At 70.0% G+C, this 18,331-nt stretch carries 13 protein-coding genes and 1 tRNA gene; 5 read left to right on the top strand and 9 right to left on the bottom strand.

All coding sequences use genetic code 11. From position 1 onward, the window contains the following. Positions 1-55: 55 nt before the first annotated feature. Both DFR69_RS32005 and DFR69_RS32010 read left to right on the top strand, forming a co-directional pair. Entirely contained in the window at positions 56-3,979 is a 3,924-nt protein-coding gene (locus tag DFR69_RS32005; protein WP_110041424.1) for a Pls/PosA family non-ribosomal peptide synthetase, read from the top strand. Further along, positions 3,979-5,334, top strand: coding sequence for a M1 family metallopeptidase (locus tag DFR69_RS32010; protein WP_110041450.1), 1,356 nt, complete (start codon positions 3,979-3,981; stop codon positions 5,332-5,334). The genes DFR69_RS32005 and DFR69_RS32010 overlap by 1 nt, the downstream gene beginning before the upstream one ends. On the opposite strand, the gene DFR69_RS32015 is transcribed toward DFR69_RS32010, so the two are convergent. Together DFR69_RS32015 and DFR69_RS32020 are read right to left on the bottom strand one after the other, a co-directional pair. After that, positions 5,319-5,504, bottom strand: a complete 186-nt coding sequence (locus tag DFR69_RS32015; protein WP_110041425.1) for a hypothetical protein — start codon at positions 5,502-5,504, stop codon at positions 5,319-5,321. The two genes, DFR69_RS32010 and DFR69_RS32015, sit on opposite strands and share 16 nt — an antisense overlap. A gap of 38 nt (positions 5,505-5,542) precedes the next feature. After that, on the bottom strand, positions 5,543-5,992 hold the full coding sequence (locus tag DFR69_RS32020; protein WP_244198564.1) for a DUF2752 domain-containing protein: 450 nt from the start codon (positions 5,990-5,992) through the stop codon (positions 5,543-5,545). A gap of 197 nt (positions 5,993-6,189) precedes the next feature. On the opposite strand from DFR69_RS32020, the gene DFR69_RS32025 reads away from it, so the two are divergent. Beyond that, entirely contained in the window at positions 6,190-7,242 is a 1,053-nt protein-coding gene (locus tag DFR69_RS32025; RefSeq protein WP_110041426.1) for an alpha/beta fold hydrolase, read from the top strand. 92 nt (positions 7,243-7,334) lie between these two features. Here DFR69_RS32025 and DFR69_RS32030 read toward each other — a convergent pair whose 3' ends face one another. Both DFR69_RS32030 and DFR69_RS32035 read right to left on the bottom strand, forming a co-directional pair. Further along, positions 7,335-8,687 (bottom strand): alpha/beta hydrolase family protein, encoded by a 1,353-nt coding sequence (locus DFR69_RS32030; RefSeq protein WP_208644081.1) that lies wholly within the window; start codon positions 8,685-8,687, stop codon positions 7,335-7,337. A gap of 9 nt (positions 8,688-8,696) precedes the next feature. Then, on the bottom strand, positions 8,697-9,278 hold the full coding sequence (locus DFR69_RS32035; RefSeq protein WP_110041427.1) for an ArsR/SmtB family transcription factor: 582 nt from the start codon (positions 9,276-9,278) through the stop codon (positions 8,697-8,699). Between the two features lie 124 nt (positions 9,279-9,402). Between DFR69_RS32035 and DFR69_RS32040 the strand changes: the two genes are divergently transcribed. After that, on the top strand, positions 9,403-10,098 hold the full coding sequence (locus DFR69_RS32040; protein ID WP_110041428.1) for an LmeA family phospholipid-binding protein: 696 nt from the start codon (positions 9,403-9,405) through the stop codon (positions 10,096-10,098). 4 nt (positions 10,099-10,102) lie between these two features. On the opposite strand, the gene DFR69_RS32045 is transcribed toward DFR69_RS32040, so the two are convergent. Together DFR69_RS32045 and DFR69_RS32050 are read right to left on the bottom strand one after the other, a co-directional pair. Next, entirely contained in the window at positions 10,103-10,654 is a 552-nt protein-coding gene (locus tag DFR69_RS32045) for a dihydrofolate reductase family protein (RefSeq protein WP_110041429.1), read from the bottom strand. A gap of 76 nt (positions 10,655-10,730) precedes the next feature. Continuing rightward, positions 10,731-12,653 (bottom strand): acyl-CoA dehydrogenase family protein, encoded by a 1,923-nt coding sequence (locus DFR69_RS32050; protein WP_110041430.1) that lies wholly within the window; start codon positions 12,651-12,653, stop codon positions 10,731-10,733. A gap of 95 nt (positions 12,654-12,748) precedes the next feature. On the opposite strand from DFR69_RS32050, the gene DFR69_RS32055 reads away from it, so the two are divergent. Further along, on the top strand, positions 12,749-13,375 hold the full coding sequence (locus tag DFR69_RS32055; RefSeq protein WP_110041453.1) for a TetR/AcrR family transcriptional regulator: 627 nt from the start codon (positions 12,749-12,751) through the stop codon (positions 13,373-13,375). Between the two features lie 415 nt (positions 13,376-13,790). Here DFR69_RS32055 and DFR69_RS32060 read toward each other — a convergent pair. The 3 genes from DFR69_RS32060 to topA all read right to left on the bottom strand — a co-directional run bounded on the left by DFR69_RS32060 (position 13,791) and on the right by topA (position 18,174). Beyond that, positions 13,791-13,866 (bottom strand) — tRNA-Thr (locus DFR69_RS32060). A 91-nt stretch (positions 13,867-13,957) separates the two neighbouring features. Continuing rightward, on the bottom strand, positions 13,958-15,157 hold the full coding sequence (locus DFR69_RS32065; RefSeq protein ID WP_110041431.1) for a DNA polymerase III subunit delta': 1,200 nt from the start codon (positions 15,155-15,157) through the stop codon (positions 13,958-13,960). A 77-nt stretch (positions 15,158-15,234) separates the two neighbouring features. Beyond that, entirely contained in the window at positions 15,235-18,174 is a 2,940-nt protein-coding gene (gene topA / locus DFR69_RS32070) for a type I DNA topoisomerase (RefSeq protein ID WP_110041432.1), read from the bottom strand. Between the last annotated feature and the right edge of the window lie 157 nt (positions 18,175-18,331).

The following is an 18,331-nucleotide window of genomic DNA, read 5'->3' on the forward strand; positions in this document are numbered from 1 at the left end:
TGAAATGACTGACGACACCGATGGGGGTCAACCGATGAGAGGTGGACTGAGCACGATGCTCGAGCCACGCACTGAGGAACCGGCCAGGTTGCGTGATCCGCTGTTACGCGCCGACCTGGCCGCGCCGCCGCGCACCCTGGTCGACATCCTCACCAGCACCGCACTGGCCCACCCCGACGCACCGGCCATCGACGACGGCACCGTCGTGCTCACCTACCTGGAGCTGATCGCGGCGATCGAGGCCAGGATGGTCGAGCTCACCGCGGCCGGCGTGCACCCCGGCGACCGGGTCGGCGTGCGGATGCCGTCGGGCTCGGCCGCGCTGTATGTCACCATCCTGGCCGTGCTGTACTGCGGCGCCGCGTACGTACCCGTCGACGCCGACGACCCGGAGGAGCGCGCCCGGCTCGTCTTCGGCGAGGCCAGGGTGAGCGCCATGGCCACCGCCGACGGCATCGAATCGGCCACCGCCACGGCGGGCCGCCCGCCCACCTCGGACTGGAACACCCTGCCGAGCCCCGCCGACGACGCCTGGATCATCTTCACCTCCGGCTCCACCGGCACCCCGAAGGGCGTCGCGGTGACCCACCGCAATGCCGCGGCCTTCGTCGACGCCGAGGCCAACCTGTTCCTGCGGCACGCTCCGATCGGCCCCGGCGACCGCGTGCTGGCCGGCCTGTCGGTGGCGTTCGACGCCTCCTGCGAGGAGATGTGGCTGGCCTGGCGCCACGGCGCCTGCCTGGTTCCCGCCCCGCGCGACCTCGTGCGCACCGGCGCCGACCTCGGCCCGTGGCTGATGCGCCGCGAGATCAGCATCGTCTCCACCGTGCCGACGCTGGCCGCAACCTGGCCCGCCGAGGCACTCGATTCGGTGCGGCTGCTGATCTTCGGCGGCGAGGCGGTCCCGCCGGAGCTGGCCGAACGCCTGGCCGGTGGCGCCGACCGCGAGGTGTGGAACACCTACGGCCCCACCGAGGCCACAGTCGTCGCCTGTGCCGCGCTGCTCGACGGCACCATGCCGATCCGCATCGGCCTGCCGCTGGACGGCTGGGACCTCACCGTCGTCGACCCGCAGGGTCAGCCGGTGCCGGTGGGCGAGACCGGGGAACTCGTGATCGGCGGTGTCGGCCTCGCCCGCTATCTGGACCCGGCCAAGGACGCCGAGAAGTACGCCCCGCTGCCCTCGCTCGGCTGGGAACGCGCCTACCGCAGCGGCGATCTGGTGCGCAACGACCCCGACGGCCTGATCTTCCTCGGCCGCGCCGACGACCAGATCAAGATCGGCGGCCGCCGCATCGAGCTCGGCGAGATCGACAACGCCCTGCAGCACCTGCCCGGCGTGAGCGGCGCGGCCGCCGCGATCCGGACGACCAAGGCGGGCAACAAGATCCTGGTCGGCTACCTCACCGGCGCCGGACCCGACTTCGACGTGAAGAAGGCCAGGGAGATCCTGGCCGAACAGCTCCCGGCTCCGCTGGTGCCGCGGCTCGCGGTCGTCCCCGACCTGCCGACCCGCACCTCGGGCAAGGTCGACCGCAACGCTCTGCCCTGGCCCCTGCCGAGTTCCGAGGAGCCCGCCGAATCCGGGCTCGGCGGCACCGCGGCCTGGGTCGCCGGCCTGTGGGACGCCATCCTCGGCGCCGAACCCACCGACCTCGACGCCGACTTCTTCGACCTGGGCGGCGGCTCGCTGGCGGCGGCACAGCTGGTCGGGGCGCTGCGCGAGCGGTATCCGCACGTCACCGTCGCCGATCTCTACGATCATCCGCGGCTGGGTTCGCTGGTGGAATTGCTCGACGGCAGCGCACCGGTCGCGGAGGTCGACGAGCGCGTGGTGGCGCCGACACCGCTGCGCGCACAGCTCACCCAGGTGCTGGCCACCATTCCGCTCACCACGCTCACCGGCCTGCAGTGGGTCACCTGGCTGGCCGTGGTGTCGGCCATCGCCGGCTGGTCCGGCTCGCTGCCGTGGCTGCCGCGGTTGTCCTGGTGGTGGATCGCACTGGCCTTCGTGCTGTTCATCTCGCCGCTGGGCCGGATGACGTTGTGTGTGGCGGGTTCCCGCGTGCTGCTCGCTGGACTGCGCCCCGGCACGTATCCGCGCGGCTCGTGGGTGCACCTGCGACTGTGGGCCGCCGTGCGCCTGTCGGAGGCCAGCGGTGCCGAAAGCCTCTCCGGCGCACCGCTGATGGTGCCCTTCGCCCGCGCGCTCGGCGCGAAGATCGGCAAGGGCGTCGACCTGCACACCCTGCCGCCGGTCACCGGCATGCTCGAACTCGGCGACGGCGCCAGCGTGGAACCCGAGGTGGACCTGTCCGGCTACTGGGTCGACGGCGACGTCGTGCACATCGGCGGCATCACCATCGGCGACGGCGCGGTGATCGGCGCCCGCTCGATCCTGTTGCCCGGCACCAAGATCGGCAAGAAGGCCGAGATCGCGCCCGGTTCTGCCGTCTCGGGCAAGGTGAAGGCCGAACAGGAATGGGCCGGTTCGCCCGCCACGAAGACGGGCAAGGCCCCGCGCCGCTGGCCCGACCACGCGCCCGAACGCGCCAGGCACTGGCTGATCGTGTTCGGCCTGTCCTCGATGGCGCTGGCCGCCATGCCCGTGCTCGGCCTGGCCGTCGGCGGCACGTTCATCGCCTGGTGGGTGCGCGAGGAGACCACCATCGGCGCCGCCGCGCTGCGCGGTTTCGCCATCCTGCCGGTCGCCACCCTGCTCAGTCTCGCCGTGTACGCCGTCGCGACCGTGCTCGCCGTGCGCCTGCTCGGCATCGGCCTGCGCGAGGGCTACCACCCCGTGCGCAGCCGCACCGGCTGGCAGGTGTGGGCCACCGAGCGCCTGCTCGACTCGGCCCGCACGTTCCTGTTCCCCCTCTACGCCAGCCTGCTGACCCCGATCTGGCTGCGCCTGCTCGGCGCGAAGATCGGCAAGAACGTCGAGGCGTCGACGGTGCTGTTGCTGCCCAAGTTCACCGTCGTCTCCGACGGCGCGTTCCTGGCCGACGACACCATGATCGCCAGCTACGAACTCGGCGGCGGCTGGCTGCGCATCGGCGAGGCCAAGGTCGGCAAGCGCGCGTTCCTCGGCAACTCCGGCATGACCGCGCCGGGGCGCCGGGTGCCCAAGAACGGGCTGGTCGCGGTGCTGTCGGCGGCGCCGACCAAGGCCAAGGCCGGCTCGTCGTGGCTGGGCAGCCCGCCGGTGCGACTGCGCCGCGCGACCGAATCCAGCGACACCTCACGCACGTTCGATCCGCCCCTGCGGTTGAAGCTGGCCCGCGCGTTCGTCGAGACCTGCCGGTTGATTCCGGTGATGGTCACGTTCGCCATCGGCCTCGGCGTGCTGTTCACCCTGGCCCTGATCGCGCGGCATTCGGACTATCTCGTCGCGGCGCTGCTCTCCGGCCTGGTGTTGATGGCGGCGGGCGCGGTGGCGGGTGCGCTCGCGGTGGCCGCGAAGTGGTTGCTGGTCGGCCGGATTCGCGCCGTCGAGCATCCGCTGTGGAGCTCGTTCGTGTGGCGCAACGAGGTCTCCGACGCCTTCGTCGAGACCGTCGCGGCGCCCTGGTTCGCCAGGGCCGCCACGGGTACTCCCGTGATGAACCTGTGGCTTCGTGGACTCGGTGCCAAGATCGGCCGCGGGGTATGGTGCGAGTCCTATTGGCTACCGGAGGCGGACCTCGTGACACTCGGTGACGGCGCGACCGTGGAGCGCGGCTGCGTGGTGCAGACCCATCTGTTCCATGACCGCATCATGTCCATGGACACGGTGACCCTGGACGCGGGCGCCACCCTCGGCCCGCACTGTGTCGCCCTGCCCGCCGCCCACATCGGCGCCGGCGCCACCATCGGCCCCGCGTCGCTGGTGATGCGCGGTGACGTGGTCCCACCGTCGACCCGCTGGTGGGGCAACCCCATCTCGCCGTGGACCGGCACCGCCGCGACGCCGGAGTCGAGGCAGCGCGGAGCCGCCTGATGCGGAGCAAGTTCTACGAGGCCCCCATCGACGACTACCTACCGCAGAACGGGAACCGCGGCTACCGCGTCTCCCGGTACGAACTGGAACTGAGCTACAAGCCCGCCAGCAACCGCCTGGCCGGGCGCGCGGTAGTCATCGCGGTGACCACCGCGGTGCGGTCCTGGTTCACCCTCGATCTGTCGCAGGCGCTGACGGTGTCGAAGGTGTTCGTGAACGGGGCCAAGGCCGCCAAGTTCGCGCACCAGCACAACAAGCTCTCGGTCACCCCGCAGCAGAAGATTCCCGCGGGCGGGGTCCTGGAGATCACCGTCCAGTACGCGGGCACGCCGAAGCCGGTGCGCGGGCCGTGGGGCGAGGTCGGCTGGGAAGAGCTCACCGAGGGCGCGCTGGTGGCGAGCCAGCCCAACGGCGCGGCGTCCTGGTTCCCCTGCGACGACCACCCGAGTTCCAAAGCGTCCTACCGGATCTCGATCACCACCGACAGCCCGTTCTACGCTGTCGCCAACGGCACCCTGATGCGCAAGCAGGCCAAGGCCAGCCAGACGACCTGGGTGTACGAGCAGCCCGAGCCGATGGCCAGCTACCTGGCGACGATCCAGATCGGCAACTACCGCAAGTACCGGATCGGCGCGCCCGGCGAGCCGGTGCCGATGCAGGCCGTCGTCCCGCCGCGGCTGCGCGCGAACTTCGAGCACGACTTCGCCAGGCAGCCGCAGATGATGGCGCTGTTCACCGAGAAGTTCGGGCCGTACCCGTTCGAGGGCTACACGGTGGTGGTCACCGACGACGAGCTCGACATCCCCATCGAGGCGCAGGGCATCTCGGTGTTCGGCGCCAATCACTGTGACGGCAAACGCGGTTCGGAGCGCCTGGTCGCGCACGAGCTGGCGCACCAGTGGTTCGGCAACAGCCTGACCTTGAAGCAGTGGCGCGACATCTGGCTGCACGAGGGCTTCGCCTGTTACGCGGAGTGGATCTGGTCCGAAGCGGCGGGCGGCCCCACCGCCGACCAGCTGGCCAGGGCCGCGCGGACCAATCTGGCGCGCCAGCCGCAGGACATCGTCATCGGCGACCCCGGCCCGAAGGACATGTTCGACGACCGCGTCTACAAGCGCGGCGCGCTCACCCTGCACGCGCTACGCCTGGAGCTGCGCGACCATCTGTTCTTCGAACTCGTCCGGGAGTGGACCGCGCGCTATCGGCACGGCTCGGTGACGACCGAGGAATTCGTCGATCTGGCAGGCCATTACAGCGTGGCCCCGCTGCGTCCACTGTTCGCGCTCTGGCTGGGCACCAAGCCGCTGCCGACGCTCCCGCCGCTGGGCGGGTCGGCGCATCAGAACACCAGGTAGCGCTGGGCCAGTTCCTCCACGAGGGGATCGTCGGAGGGCACCATCTCCAGTGCCTCGAGGTCGTCGGCGACCGAGATGCTCCTGGTGTCGTCGCGCTCGGGGTCGGGGCCGTCCTCGGCCAGCTGGCGCAACAGCTTCTGTCGGACTCGATCCTTCAGTGAATCGCGCATACGTCCAGACTGCCTGCCCGACGGCGCGGGCACCAGTATCAGACGGGCGTGAGCCAGGTTCCCCACGGCGTGTTGCGCAACACGGTGTAGGCGGTGAGCACGCCGACGAACGACCACACCGTCACCGCGCTCAGCCCGGGCAGGCGCCACCGTTCACCCCGGCGCGCGCGCAGCGCCCAGTCGACGACGAACACCGCGAACGCGATGACCAGCGGCAACGCCAGGATGTTGCTGTGCAGCGAGTCGAGCACGCGCCCGTCGGTGAGATTGTGCATCGCCCGCATGCCGCCGCAGCCCGGGCAGTACACCCCGAACAGCGCGTAGACCGGGCACAGCCCGTAGGACCCCTCGACGTGCGGGTCGCGGAAATGCAGCAGCGCCAGCGTGCCGATGCCGAGCCCGGCCGTGATCAGCGGCGGAGCCAGCCGTCGCCAGACCGGCGGCGTCTCCGTGCTCGGGTTCTCGGCCATGACCGGCGTGCTGTCCACGCTCCCACGGTACTGGGGCCGAGACGAGGCCGTCCAGCACGCCGGACGCTGTAATTTTCCGGCGAATCCGGGCGATTTCACAGTGTCAGCGCCTCGCGTGACCCCGTTCACAACAAATGGGACACTGTGACCCGCTAACACTAGCTAGCACCCCAGCACGCACTGTACGGTGGCCTACGACACAAAGGAGTGCCGACATGCTAGCGAAGTCGATGATGACGCTCGGCGGCGTGAGTGCCCGGTTCCGCACCGGACTGCGTACCCGCGGTTTCGCCACCGCGAAGCTCAACGCCCCCGCCACCGCGCCCCAGGTCGTCCCGGTGACCACCGCCGACGGCGCCGATCTCCGGGTCCACGTCTACGGGCCCGACACCGCACCCACCCTGGTTCTCATCCACGGCTGGGCGTGCAGCATCGAATACTGGAACCCGCAGCTCAACGCCTTCGCCGGCGAGTACCGCGTGGTCGCCTACGACCAGCGCGGCCACGGCGAATCGACCCTCGGCACCGCCACCCCGAGCGAGCACACCCTGGCCGACGACCTCGCCGCCGTCCTCGACGCGACGCTGCGTCCGGGCGAGAAGGCCGTGCTCGCCGGGCACAGCATGGGTGGCTTGACCATCCAGGCCTGGGCCAAGCACCACCCCGAGCAGGTCGGCGAGCGGGCCGCCGCGGTGCTGCTGGCCAACACCGCCAACGGCGGGATCCGCTGGGAAACCGACATGCTGCCGGTGCTGAACAAGCAGCTCACCGTCGCCGACTACCCGGTCACCCTGCTCGGCGCGCCGGTGCGGATGCCGCAGCCGGTGAGCGAGTCGCTGCTGTTCGCGCCGCTGCCGATCCCCGGCGGCTGGTTCACCGAGCAGATGTTCCGGTACCGGATCTGCACCCCGGAGGCCAGCGCCGAGGAGATCGCCTTCGCGATCGGCATCATCCGCTCGTGCCGTCCGCTCGCGCGCGGCCGCCACGCCGCCGCCATGGCCGACATGGACCTGACGGAGGGCACCGCCAACCTGACCGTGCCGACGACCGTGATCGCGGGCGCCAAGGACCGGCTGCTCCCGCAGCGCATGTCCCGGCCGATCGTCGACATCCTGCGCCGCACCGGCCACCTGGCCGATGTCCACGTGCTGCCGCACGGCCACCTCGGAAACATCGAGGACACCGACGCCTTCGACGCGATCCTGCGCCAGATCCTGCGTTCGGCCACCTACTCTCGGGCCACCCGCCGCAACGTCGCCGCCCGCTGACCCGAGTCGGTTCTCCTGGGTCCGGTCAACGGCGATCGGCTCAGGAGCAACGCGAGACCCCGACCCTTCCCGGGTCGGGGTCTTCCCTTTTCTCAGGGCAGCAGCAGGCCCCAATACAGCGCCCACAGCGTGAAACCGACGCCGCCGCACACGAGCAGCGCCCACCGCGTCCGCGCCACGGCCGACTCGCCGCCACCCCTGGCGACGACGAACCCCAGCGCGACCACCGCGCACACCGCGATCACCTGCAGGGCCACCCACGGCAGCGTGCGCCCGAACAGCAGCGGGCCGAACGAGGTCGCCCGCGTCGAGGCGACCCACACCAGCTGCGCGATCGTGCCGACCACACCGATACCGGCCGTCACCACCAGGATCCGGGCCGGGCCGGGGCGCGGCAGACGCCATGCGCGCACGAGACCCGTCAGCGCGTACGCCGCGAAGGCGAGCACCGTCGTCACCAGGACCGCGAGCAACGCCGCCGGCGATTCCCACCACGACAGCGGGGTCAACGGCGACACCGAATGCGCTTGCGCCGCAGGTCTGTCCGCGGACCTGTCGGCCGAGGCCGGGAGCGCGGTCACCCAATCACCCATGAGCTCGGCGTAGCCGGGAGCCAGGTCCTCGCCCTTGTCGAACCCGTCGGTCGTCGTGAAACCGCCGTGCTGCGCGCCAGGCAGGGTGCGCAGTGTGTAGTTCGTCTTGCCGACGCGGTCGAACGCTTTCTGGAAGCCGCGCAGGCTGTCACCGGGCGGGGTCAGCCGATCCAGCTCACCCCAGATCCCGAGCACCGGCTGCCGGATGCTCTCCAGAACCGGCGTCGGGTCGTAGTCGGCCTGGGCGAACAGGCCCGCACCGGCCGACACGCGGATCGCGTTGCGTCCCAGCGTGTCCACCATCGAACCGCGCACGCCGCCCGCCGCGAATCTCGTCTCGTTGGCCCAGTTCTGTTGTGCGGCGGGCGCGCCCGAGTTGGCCCCGATGGTGATCAGGAACGCGACGTCGGCCGAGCGCGCCGTGGCCATCGGCGCGACCCAGCCGCCTTCGGACAGCCCCCACAGGCCGACCTTCGCCGGATCGACTTCCGGCCGCGCCCGCAGCGCCGCGACGCCGGCGAGCGCGTCCTCGGCGAGCAGGGAGTAGTCGCGGTGGGCCGGGGTGTAGTCCTCGGTGCGCTTGGCGTAGGTCAGCGCGACGATGCCCTGACGCGCCAATGCCGCGGCGACCTGGGCGTATTGAGGGCTGGGTGAGGTCCCCGAGCCGTGCACGAGCACGACGCCGGGGCGGCCGGTCGCGTCGGCCGGCGCGTGGACCGTGCCGGTGGTGGTGGTCCCGTCGGAACGGCCGAACGTGATATCGGTGGTGGTCGGCCCGTCCGCCCGCGCGACCGGCGCACCGGCTACGACAGCGGCGATCATGCCGGTGAGCAGGGCTGTTCGCAGAAGCACGGTCGATCTCTATTCGTTGTCGGTCATCCCTGGCGCCGGGAAGGCGAGGAAGCGGGTCAGCACCCGGCGCGTGCCCGGCCGCCCTTCGGCGTGCGTGGCCTGGAAGCGTTTGAGCAGGGCGAGGTAGTCCTCGCAGAAGGCCTCGAGCTCCTCGGGGGTCGCGTAGATCGCGCCGCGCGAGAAGGGCATCACATCGCCCCACTCGCCCAGTTCCTCCCGCTCCGCCAGGAAGCGCTGGAACGTCTCGACATCCTCGGTGATGTACTGCGCGACAAGCCCTTCCAGCAGTTCGCGCATCTCCGGCGACTGCGTCTTGTCGAGCCGGTACCGCAGATCCTTCGGCGGCGAACGCCACCAGCGCTCCTTGCCCTTCGCCAGTTCCGGAGCCTCCTCGATGAATCCGTGCTCGGCGAGCTGACGCAGGTGATAACTGGTGGCGCCGGTGTTCTCCCCCAGCAGCGCTCCCAAGGCGGTGGCCGTGGCGGGGCCCTTCTCCGCGAGCGCGCGAAGGATGCGCTGCCGCAACGGATGTGCCAGCGCCCTGAGTGTGACGGGATCGGTGATCTCCCTGGGTGCTACTTCCTCGGCCATATATGCACAGTACTCTTTGCACAGATTTCTATGCAAAGGTTTTTCTGCACGTTCGCGCACGCCGGTTCCCGACACCGGGCGGCGATCCACAGCATGATGGTGTGATGGCCGAAGGGGTGAGCGCATGCGCGCAGTGCTGATTTTGCTCGTCGTGCTCGTGATCGCGCTGGTCGTCGGCGATCGGGTCGCGGTCGTGATGGCGCAGAACGAGATCGGCCGCCAGGTCGCCGCCGAGTACGAGCTGCCCCAGCGCCCCGATGTCACGATCGGCGGCTACCCGTTCCTGACCCAGGCCGTCGACGGCATCTACCAGGACATCGACATCCGGGTCGGCGACTGGAGCGGCCAGGACATCTCCGTCCGCGACCTGGACGTCGCGCTCACCGATGTCACCGCGTCCCTGTCCGACGTGCTGAACCGCCGCGGTTCGAACCTGGTCGCCGCGACGGCGACCGCCACGGCCGTCGTCCCCTACGACGTCGTGCGCACCTTCGCACCGTCCAGTGTCGAGTCGATCTCCGACAGCCCGGAGGGCCTGCGCGTCACCGGAAAGTTCCCCGTCGCGGGCATCTCCGTCCCCGCGACGGTCTTCGTCACCGTCACCCCGGTGGACGGCGGCATCGAGGTCACCCCGGTCTCGGCCCAACCCGCGATCGGCGGCCCGGCGATCCCGCTGTCGCTGCTCCGCAGCACCCTGACCTTCGTCGTCCCCCTGCGCCAGCTCCCCTTCGGCGCCCGCCTCACCGCCATCGAGCCGGGCGCCGACGGCCTGCACGCGACGGCGGTAGCGCACGACGTCAGCCTGACCGACGCGCCCTGACTGTCTACCTGTCGACGGCGTAGCGCGAATAGACCACCCATCCGTCGAGGACCCTGGACTCGACCAGCCGCAGCCGCGGCACCTCGTACCCGTCCGGGAACAAGCGCCTGCCCTCGCCCTGCACGGTCGGATAGGCGAACAACCGGTACTCGTCGACCAGACCCGCCTCGATCAGGGCATGACTGAGCCGGATGCTGCCGGTCACCACGATGTCCGCGCCCGGCCGCGCCTTGAGCTCGGCGATCAGGGTCACCGGATCGCCGGCGAGCACCGTCGAGTTCTGCCACCCAGGCTCGGTCATCGTGGCCGACACGACGTACTTGTGCTGCCGGTTCAGCGATTCGGTGATCCCGGTCCGGTCGTCGACCTGCTCGGGCCAGTACCCGCGGAAGTCCTCGAAGGTCTGCCTGCCGAGCACCAGCGCGTCCGACGCGGCGGTCTGCCGGTGCAGTTCGGCGAGCTGCTCGGCATTGCTCGCCGTCGGATCGAACCAGTCACCGAGCATCTCCACCGCGCCGTCGACGGTGATGTTCTGCGTGATCGCCAGTGTGCGCACGAAGCCTCCTCGTTCGACCGGCCCCCTCTCAGTAGAGACTGCGCGACCACCGCGAACTCATCGGCCGACGATGCTCCTACGGGTTCATCTCGTACGCGCCCGCCAGCGACCGCGCCTCGGCGTAGACCCGCTCGAAGCGCCGCTCGTCCGCGACCGGGCGGCGCACGAGGTCCATGGCGCGCTTCTGTTGCGCCGGTGTGGCACTGGGCTTGCCGTGCAGCGCGACAGCGTGCCGGGAGAACTCGCGGACGAAGCCGTCGAAGAGCTGGTCGAGCACCGCGTGATCGGTGCCTTCGATGCGCGCCTGCTCCAGCACCAGCTGCGCGTAGGGCACCGCCGTGAACAGCTCCCCGATCACGAACAGGAAGTCGACGTCGCGCTGCTGCCGCGCGGTCGGCCCCGCGGCGGCCAACAGCGCCTGGAAGGCGCGCACCTGCTCGAGGAACACCGCGACATTGGGGACCGTCGCGAACTCCTCGAACACCGGCAGCCAGTCCGCGAAGCGCACCTTGCCGAGCCCCGAGCTGGGCCCCTGCCGGAACAGGAACTCGTCGTCGGCGCCGTCACGCCTGGTCGGCACCGGAGCGTAAGCGGCGCCCGCGAATTCGGCGCGCAGCGGCTTGATCACCGCGCCCGCGCGCGGAGCGAGCTTGCGGCTCGACCACGACAGGGCGCCCGCGACGGCCCGCGTCGTCGCCGCCGGAGCGATCGCGGCGCCGGGCAGCGAACGCAGCACCGCCAGCCCGACGTCGGCGGGATGGAACATGTAGTTGGCCATGAACTTCAGCGACAACGCCATATTGACGTGCACGGTGCCCTCCAGCCGGGGCAGGCCGAACATGGCCGTCATCGCGATCGGGAAGTACATGTCGTTCTCGAAGCCGCGCGCCGCGATCACATCGGCGAGGTCCTCGATGACGCGCTGCCCCTGCCTGGTCACCGACATCTTCTCGATCGCGTTGAACAGCAGATAGCGCCGGTCGTCCTCGTTCGCCGAACGCATGTAGTCGACGGCCCGCTCGCTGTAGAGCTTCATGCCGATCAGCCGGGCGTAGGTGTCGGTGATCAGCGCGCGGACCTGCGGGAACTCGGTCACCCGGTGGCCGAACAGGATGCGGTTGTCGGCATGGTCGACGGCCTCGTAGAAGGCGTGCTCACAGGCGCCGATCGCGCCGAAGCCGAGATTGAACTTGCCGATGTTCACGGTGTTCATCGCGGCGTGGAAGGCGTCCTCGCCGGTGTGCAGGATGTCTTCCTCGGCGACCGGGTAGTTGTCCAGCTCGAACGAGGCGACGTAGATCTGCGAAGCCACCACGTTCTTGCGCAGCTGATACGCCTCATGCTGGCTGTCGGCGACGAAGAACAGGTAGCCCTCGTAGTCGGCGTCGGTCGGCTTCTGCCGCATCGCCGCGGCGCTGTCGATGATCGGCTTGTCGGAGCGGCGGCCGAAGACCGACACCATCCTGGCCAGGTTGCCGTTGCCGATGTAGTACTTCGCGCCGGTGGCGGTGTAGGTGCCGTCGGCCTGCGGGTCGACGATCATGTCGGTGGAATACACGTCGGCGCCGTGCTGCTGCTCGGACAGGCCGAAGGCGAAGATCTCCCCGGCGTCGAGCTGCGCGGCCGCCTTGCGCTTGGCGGCGACGTTGCCGCTCTGCCAGATCGGCCCGAGGCCGAGGATGGTGACCTGCCAGATGTACCAGTACGTCATCCCGTAGAAGCCGAAGATCTGGCTGAGCGCGGCGTTGCGGGCGGTGTCCCAGCGCTTGTCCGGATCACCGTCGGCAAACTCGGCCGGGGTGAGGAAGGTCGCGAACAGCTTCTCCCGCCGCACGAAGTCGACGAACTCCGCGGGCCACACCCGCTCGTGATCGTCGCGGATCAGCCGCTTCTTGCCGCGGGCCTCGAACCACTCCACGACGGTGCGCAGCAGCGCCCGCGTGGCCGGGTCGAACTGCGCGAAATCGCTGTTCTTCGGGTGGAACAGGGCCTGGGACATCATCGACTCCTCATCGGAAGACCACTTCCTACAACACTGTAGTAAATCTTCCTACACGAATGAAGGAAAAAAGTCGCATTGCTAAGGTGGTGAGCGTGGGTAGCGAGACAGCCGTGGCGCGGCGACGAAGAGCCGCACACCTGGGCCCGGAACGCCGCCGCCCCCAGGTGCTCGATGCCGCGCTGGCCATCGCCGTCGAGAGCGGTGTCGCCGGGGTGACCATGGGCGCCGTCGCCGACCGGATGGGCGTCACCCGGCCCGTGGTCTACGCGTGCTTCCCCGACCGCGTCCAGCTCATCGAGGCCCTGCTCGAGCGCGAGGAGAACTACCTCATCTCCGGCGTGATCGAGGTCCTGCCGCCGCGCACGACCAACGCCGACGAGACCGTCTTCGTCGAAGGCTTCCGCGCCCTCCTGCACAAGGCCGCCAGCCGCCCCGACGCCTGGCGCCTCGTCTACGGCAACCCCGACCCCGCCGTCGCCGGCTCCTTCGGCCGCGGCCGCCAACTCGCCGTCACCCGCTGCACCGCCCTGCTCCGCCCCACCCTGCACGCCTGGGGCACCGAGAACGCCGACCACAAACTCCCCGCCCTGGCCGAACTCTGGGTCTCCGCGGGCGAAGGCGCCGTCCGCACCCTCCTGGCCGCCGAAACCCCCTGGACCCCCGACACCCTCGGCGAATTCATCGGCGCCGCCGTCTACCGAGCCATGCGCGCCGCCTGAACTTCAACGGGCACAACCGCTCACATTCCGGACACCGCCTGTACACCCCCGAAATAGGGTCCGACCAGGGAAACCCGGTGACGATGACGCGTGCGGTCGTGCCACAAACAGGAACCCGTCCTGGCGGCGCCGCCGCATGCACGAGCTCCTCGCCCTCCCTGATCAACCGCACACCGGCATACGGCCTGGCAGGGTCATCACTGCCCTCGTCCACCGCACGAAAGATCATCGCGTAGACCGCCTCGTATGCCACCCACCCAGCCTATTCACGGGAAAACCCGCTCGCCCGAGTTCCGGTGGTCGGAGACGATGCATCCGACGGCCTCTTCGGCGACGAAACCCAGGACTGTCGTCACATGGTGTCGTCAGAAACGCCAAAGGCCCTTCCCGGAATCCCGGAAAGGGCCTTTGACCTTGGAGCCGCCTGGGGGAATCGAACCCCCGACCTTTTCATTACGAGTGAAGCGCTCTACCGACTGAGCTAAGGCGGCGTGCCGTCAGGCGGTGTGAGTCTATCGTCTCCCGGTCGGAACGCGAAAACGGCAGGTCATTCGTTGTGGGAAACGATGGCTGAGCGGCCGGTCAGGTGGCGCGGGCGGCGATGAGGGTGGCGACCATGGCGGCTACGGCGAAGCGGGGTTTCACGTTGAGGTCCAGGGCTTCGCGGCAGGCCAGGACGGCGTCGATGCTGCGGAGCAGGCCCTCGGGGCGGACGCTGGTGGCGAGGTCGGTGATCTCGTCGGCCATGTCCGGGTGGGTGAGGGTGATGGGGACGCCGCGGCCGGCGAAACGCATGGCGAGGGCGTCGCGGTACAGCCCGGCGATGTCGATGAGGGCGCGGTCGAGGGCGTCGCGGCCGGTACGGGTGGCGCGGGACTTCTGGCGGCGCTCGAGTTCCTTGAGCACGCCGGCCGAGCCGCGGGTGGCCGAAGCGGCGCCTTTACCGGTGCCGCCCGCGCCGAGCGCGGTGGCGAGTTCGTCGCGTTCGCGATCGTCGCGTTCCGCGCTCATCAGTTTGGCTTCGTCGTCGGCCGACTTCACCAGTTCGTCGGCGGCGGCGTAGGCGGCGCCGGGCCGTTCCGTCGCGCCGACCAGCGCGAGCGCGCGCTGACGCCGCTTGCGCGCGTCCTCGTCGGTGGCCAGGCGGCGCGCCCGGCCGACGTGCCCGCCGCTCACCGAAGCCGCCCAGTCGGCCGTCTCGGCATCGAGCTGATCGCGCTCGCGCAGCACCTGCGCGATGGCGGGGACGGTGGGCGTCACCAGGTGCACGTGCCTGCACCTGGAGCGCAGCGTGACGGAGATGTCCTCGGGGTCGACCGTGGGCGCGCAGAGCAGGAAGACCGTGCGGTCCGGCGGCTCCTCGACCACTTTGAGCAGCGCGTTGGCCGCGCCTTCGGTGAGCCGGTCGGCGTCCTCGACCACCACGATCTGCCAGCGGCCGGTACTCGGCCTGCGCGAGGCGATCTGCACGATCGCGCGCATCTCCTTGGTGCTGATGCTCAGCCCCTCGGGGATGATCCGGCGCACGTCACCGTGCGTGCCCGCCATGGTGGTCGTGCAGGCATGGCATCGACCGCACCCGACGACGTCGGGATCGGTGCACTGCAGCGCGGCGGCGAAACACAGCGCCGCGACCGACCTGCCGGACCCCGGCGGGCCGGTGAACAGCCACGAATGCGTCATCGCGCCGGTCACCACGCCGGCACGGGCCGCCGTCGCGGCAGCGGTCAGCTCGGCCTCGACCACGTCCTGGCCGACCAGTCGATCGAAGACACCTGCCACGCGCTACACCCTAGCCGCGCGGTCCGACAGCTCGACCGACGTATACCGCCGAGGTCGGCCTGCGCACGTCAGCCCGCTCAATCCGCCTCGGTACCAGCGGCTTTCGCCGTCGCCTTCTTCGCGGGCGCCTTCTTGGCCGCGGTCTTCTTGGCGGCCGTCTTCTTCGCCGCCGTCTTGGTGGCCGTCTTCGTCGCGGTCGACTTGGCGGCCGTCTTCTTCGCAGGCGCCTTCTTGGCCGCCTTCTTCGCGGTCGTCTTCTTGGCGGCCTTCTTCACCGGCCCGCGCGCGCGACGATCGGCGAGCAGCTCGGAGGCCCGCTCGTCGGTGATCGACTCGACCTCGTCGCCCTTGCGCAGGCTCGCGTTGGTCTCGCCGTCGGTGACGTACGGACCGAACCGCCCGTCCTTGATCACCATCGGCTTGCCGGTGGCGGCGTCGTTGCCGAGCTCACGCAGCGGGGCCGCGCTGGCCGCCTGCCGCCCCCGGCGCTTCGGCTCGGCGTAGAGCTTGAGCGCTTCCTCAAGGGTGACGGTGAACAGCTGTTCCTCGGTCGCCAGCGACCGCGAATCGGTGCCCTTCTTCAGGTACGGGCCGTAGCGGCCGTTCTGCGCGGTGATCTCCTCGCCGCTGGTCGGATCGTTGCCGACCACCCGGGGCAGCGAGAGCAGCTTGAGCGCGTCGTCGAGGGTGATCGACGCCAGATCCATGGACTTGAACAGCGATCCGGTGCGCGGCTTGACCTCGGCGGCCTTCTTCGTCGTCTTCTTCGCCGGTGCGGCGGACGGGTCGGGTGCGGGCGGATCGGGCAGCACCTCGGTGACGTACGGGCCGAAACGTCCTTCCTTGGCGACGATTTCGTGTCCCGACACCGGGTCGACACCGAGCGAGCGGCCCTCCTGCGGTGTCGAGAACAGCTTCTCGGCCACCTCGGGCGTCAGCTCGTCGGGCGGCAGGTCGTCGGGCAGGTTCGCGCGCTGCGAGACCGGATCACCGTCCGGGTCATCGGGATTGACGACCATCCGCTCGAGATACGGACCGAACCGGCCGACCCGGACCACCACATCGCGGCCCTCGTCGTCGACGAACATCTTGATCGAGTTCACTTCGCGGGCGTCGATGTCGTCGAGCTGCTCGCCGACCATCTTCTTCAGGCCGCCCGAGCGCGCCACCGACCCCTCGGCGCCGTGATCGCCACCGAAGTAGAAGCTGGACAACCAATTTCCGCGCTGCTCGCGGCCGCCCGCGATCGCGTCGAGGTCGTCTTCCATGGCGGCGGTGAAGTCGAAGTCGACGAGCCTGCCGAAATACGCCTCGAGCAGGCCGACCACCGCGAACGCCACCCACGACGGCACCAGCGCGCTACCGCGCTTGTAGACGTAACCGCGGTCGAGGATGGTCTTGATGATCGAGGCGTAGGTCGAGGGCCGGCCGATGCCGAGTTCCTCGAGCGTCTTGATCAGCGAGGCCTCGGTGTAGCGCGCGGGCGGATTGGTGCTGTGCCCGTCGGGAGTCAGCTCGACGGCGGTGACGCCCTGACCCTCCTCCAGCGCGGGGAGCCTGGACTCGGCGTCGTCGGACTGGCCGCCCGCCTCCTCGTCGACACTCTCGACGTAGGCCTTCAGGAAGCCGGGGAAGGTGATCGTGCGGCCCGAGGCCGAGAACACGCATTCCTCGCCGGTGCCCGCGGTGCCGGTGATGCGCAGGGTCAGCGTGGTGCCGCGCGCGTCGGCCATCTGGGAGGCGACGGTGCGCTGCCAGATCAGCTCGTAGAGCCGGAACTCGTCCTGGTCGACCTTCGAGTGCAGCTGGCCGGGGGTCATGAAGACATCACCCGACGGGCGGATCGCCTCGTGTGCCTCCTGCGCGTTCTTGACCTTGCGGTTGTACTGCCGCGGCGTCGGCGACACGTACTCCTGGCCGTAGAGCTGGGTGGCCTGCGAGCGGGCCGCGGCGATCGCCGACTCCGACAGCGTCGTGGAGTCGGTACGCATGTAGGTGATGTAGCCGTTCTCGTACAGCCGCTGCGCCACCCGCATGGTGCGCTCGGAGCTGAACCGCAGCTTGCGGCCCGCCTCCTGCTGCAGCGTGGAGGTCATGAACGGCGGATACGGCTTGCGCGTGTACGGCTTGGCCTCGGCGGAGCTGACCACCAGGTCGACACCGTCGAGCGATTCGGCGAGCCGGCGGGCGTACGCCTCGTCCAGCACGACGACACCCGAGGCGGTCTTGAGCTGCCCGTCGGAACCGAAATCCCGGCCCGACGCGACACGCGCGCCCTCGACCTGCACCAGTCGCGCGCCGAAGGTGCGCGGGTTGGTCGAATCCGACGACTCGTCGACACCGGCGTCGAGCTTGGCGGCGATGTCCCAGTACTCGGCGGAGCGGAACGCGATGCGCTCGCGCTCCCGCTGCACGATCACCCTGGTCGCGACGGACTGCACGCGACCCGCGGAGAGCCGGGGCATGACCTTCTTCCACAGCACCGGACTGACCTCGTAGCCGTAGAGGCGGTCCAGGATGCGGCGGGTCTCCTGCGCGTCGACCAGATCGGTGTCGAGGTCGCGCGTGTCGGCGGCGGCGGCGAGGATGGCCGGCTCGGTGATCTCGTGGAAGACCATCCGGCGGACCGGGACCTTCGGCTTGAGCGTCTCGAGCAGGTGCCAGGCGATGGCCTCGCCCTCGCGGTCGGGGTCGGTGGCGAGGTAGAGCTCGTCGGCGTCGGCCAGCAGGCTCTTGAGCTCGGAGACCTTGGCCTTCTTGTCCGGGCTGACGACATAGATCGGCTCGAAGTCGTGGTCGACGTCGACGCCGAGGCGCGCCCAGGACTGGCCCTTGTATTTGGCCGGGACGTCGGCGGCGCCGCGTGGCAGGTCGCGGATGTGGCCCACCGAGGCTTCGACGGTGTAGTTGCGGCCCAGGTAGGGCGCGATCTTGCGGGCCTTCGTCGGGGACTCGACGATCACGAGACGACGCAGGGGACGCCCCTGGTCGGCTGAACTGCGGTCTCGTGTTGCCACCGGCGAACACCTTCCTTCTAGATCCGCGCGTCGGGAGGTCCGCTCGGTACGCGGCTGGGGCAGACGGCGCGACGTACGCACATCGCCACCAGTGACGTTTATACCTTGCGCGCTTGGGTAGCTGCGTCCACGGCGGCTGACGCCGCGGGTTCCCGGC

Origin of the sequence: Nocardia neocaledoniensis (assembly GCF_003182135.1) — a bacterium.
GTDB classification, from domain to species: Bacteria; Actinomycetota; Actinomycetes; order Mycobacteriales; family Mycobacteriaceae; genus Nocardia; species Nocardia neocaledoniensis.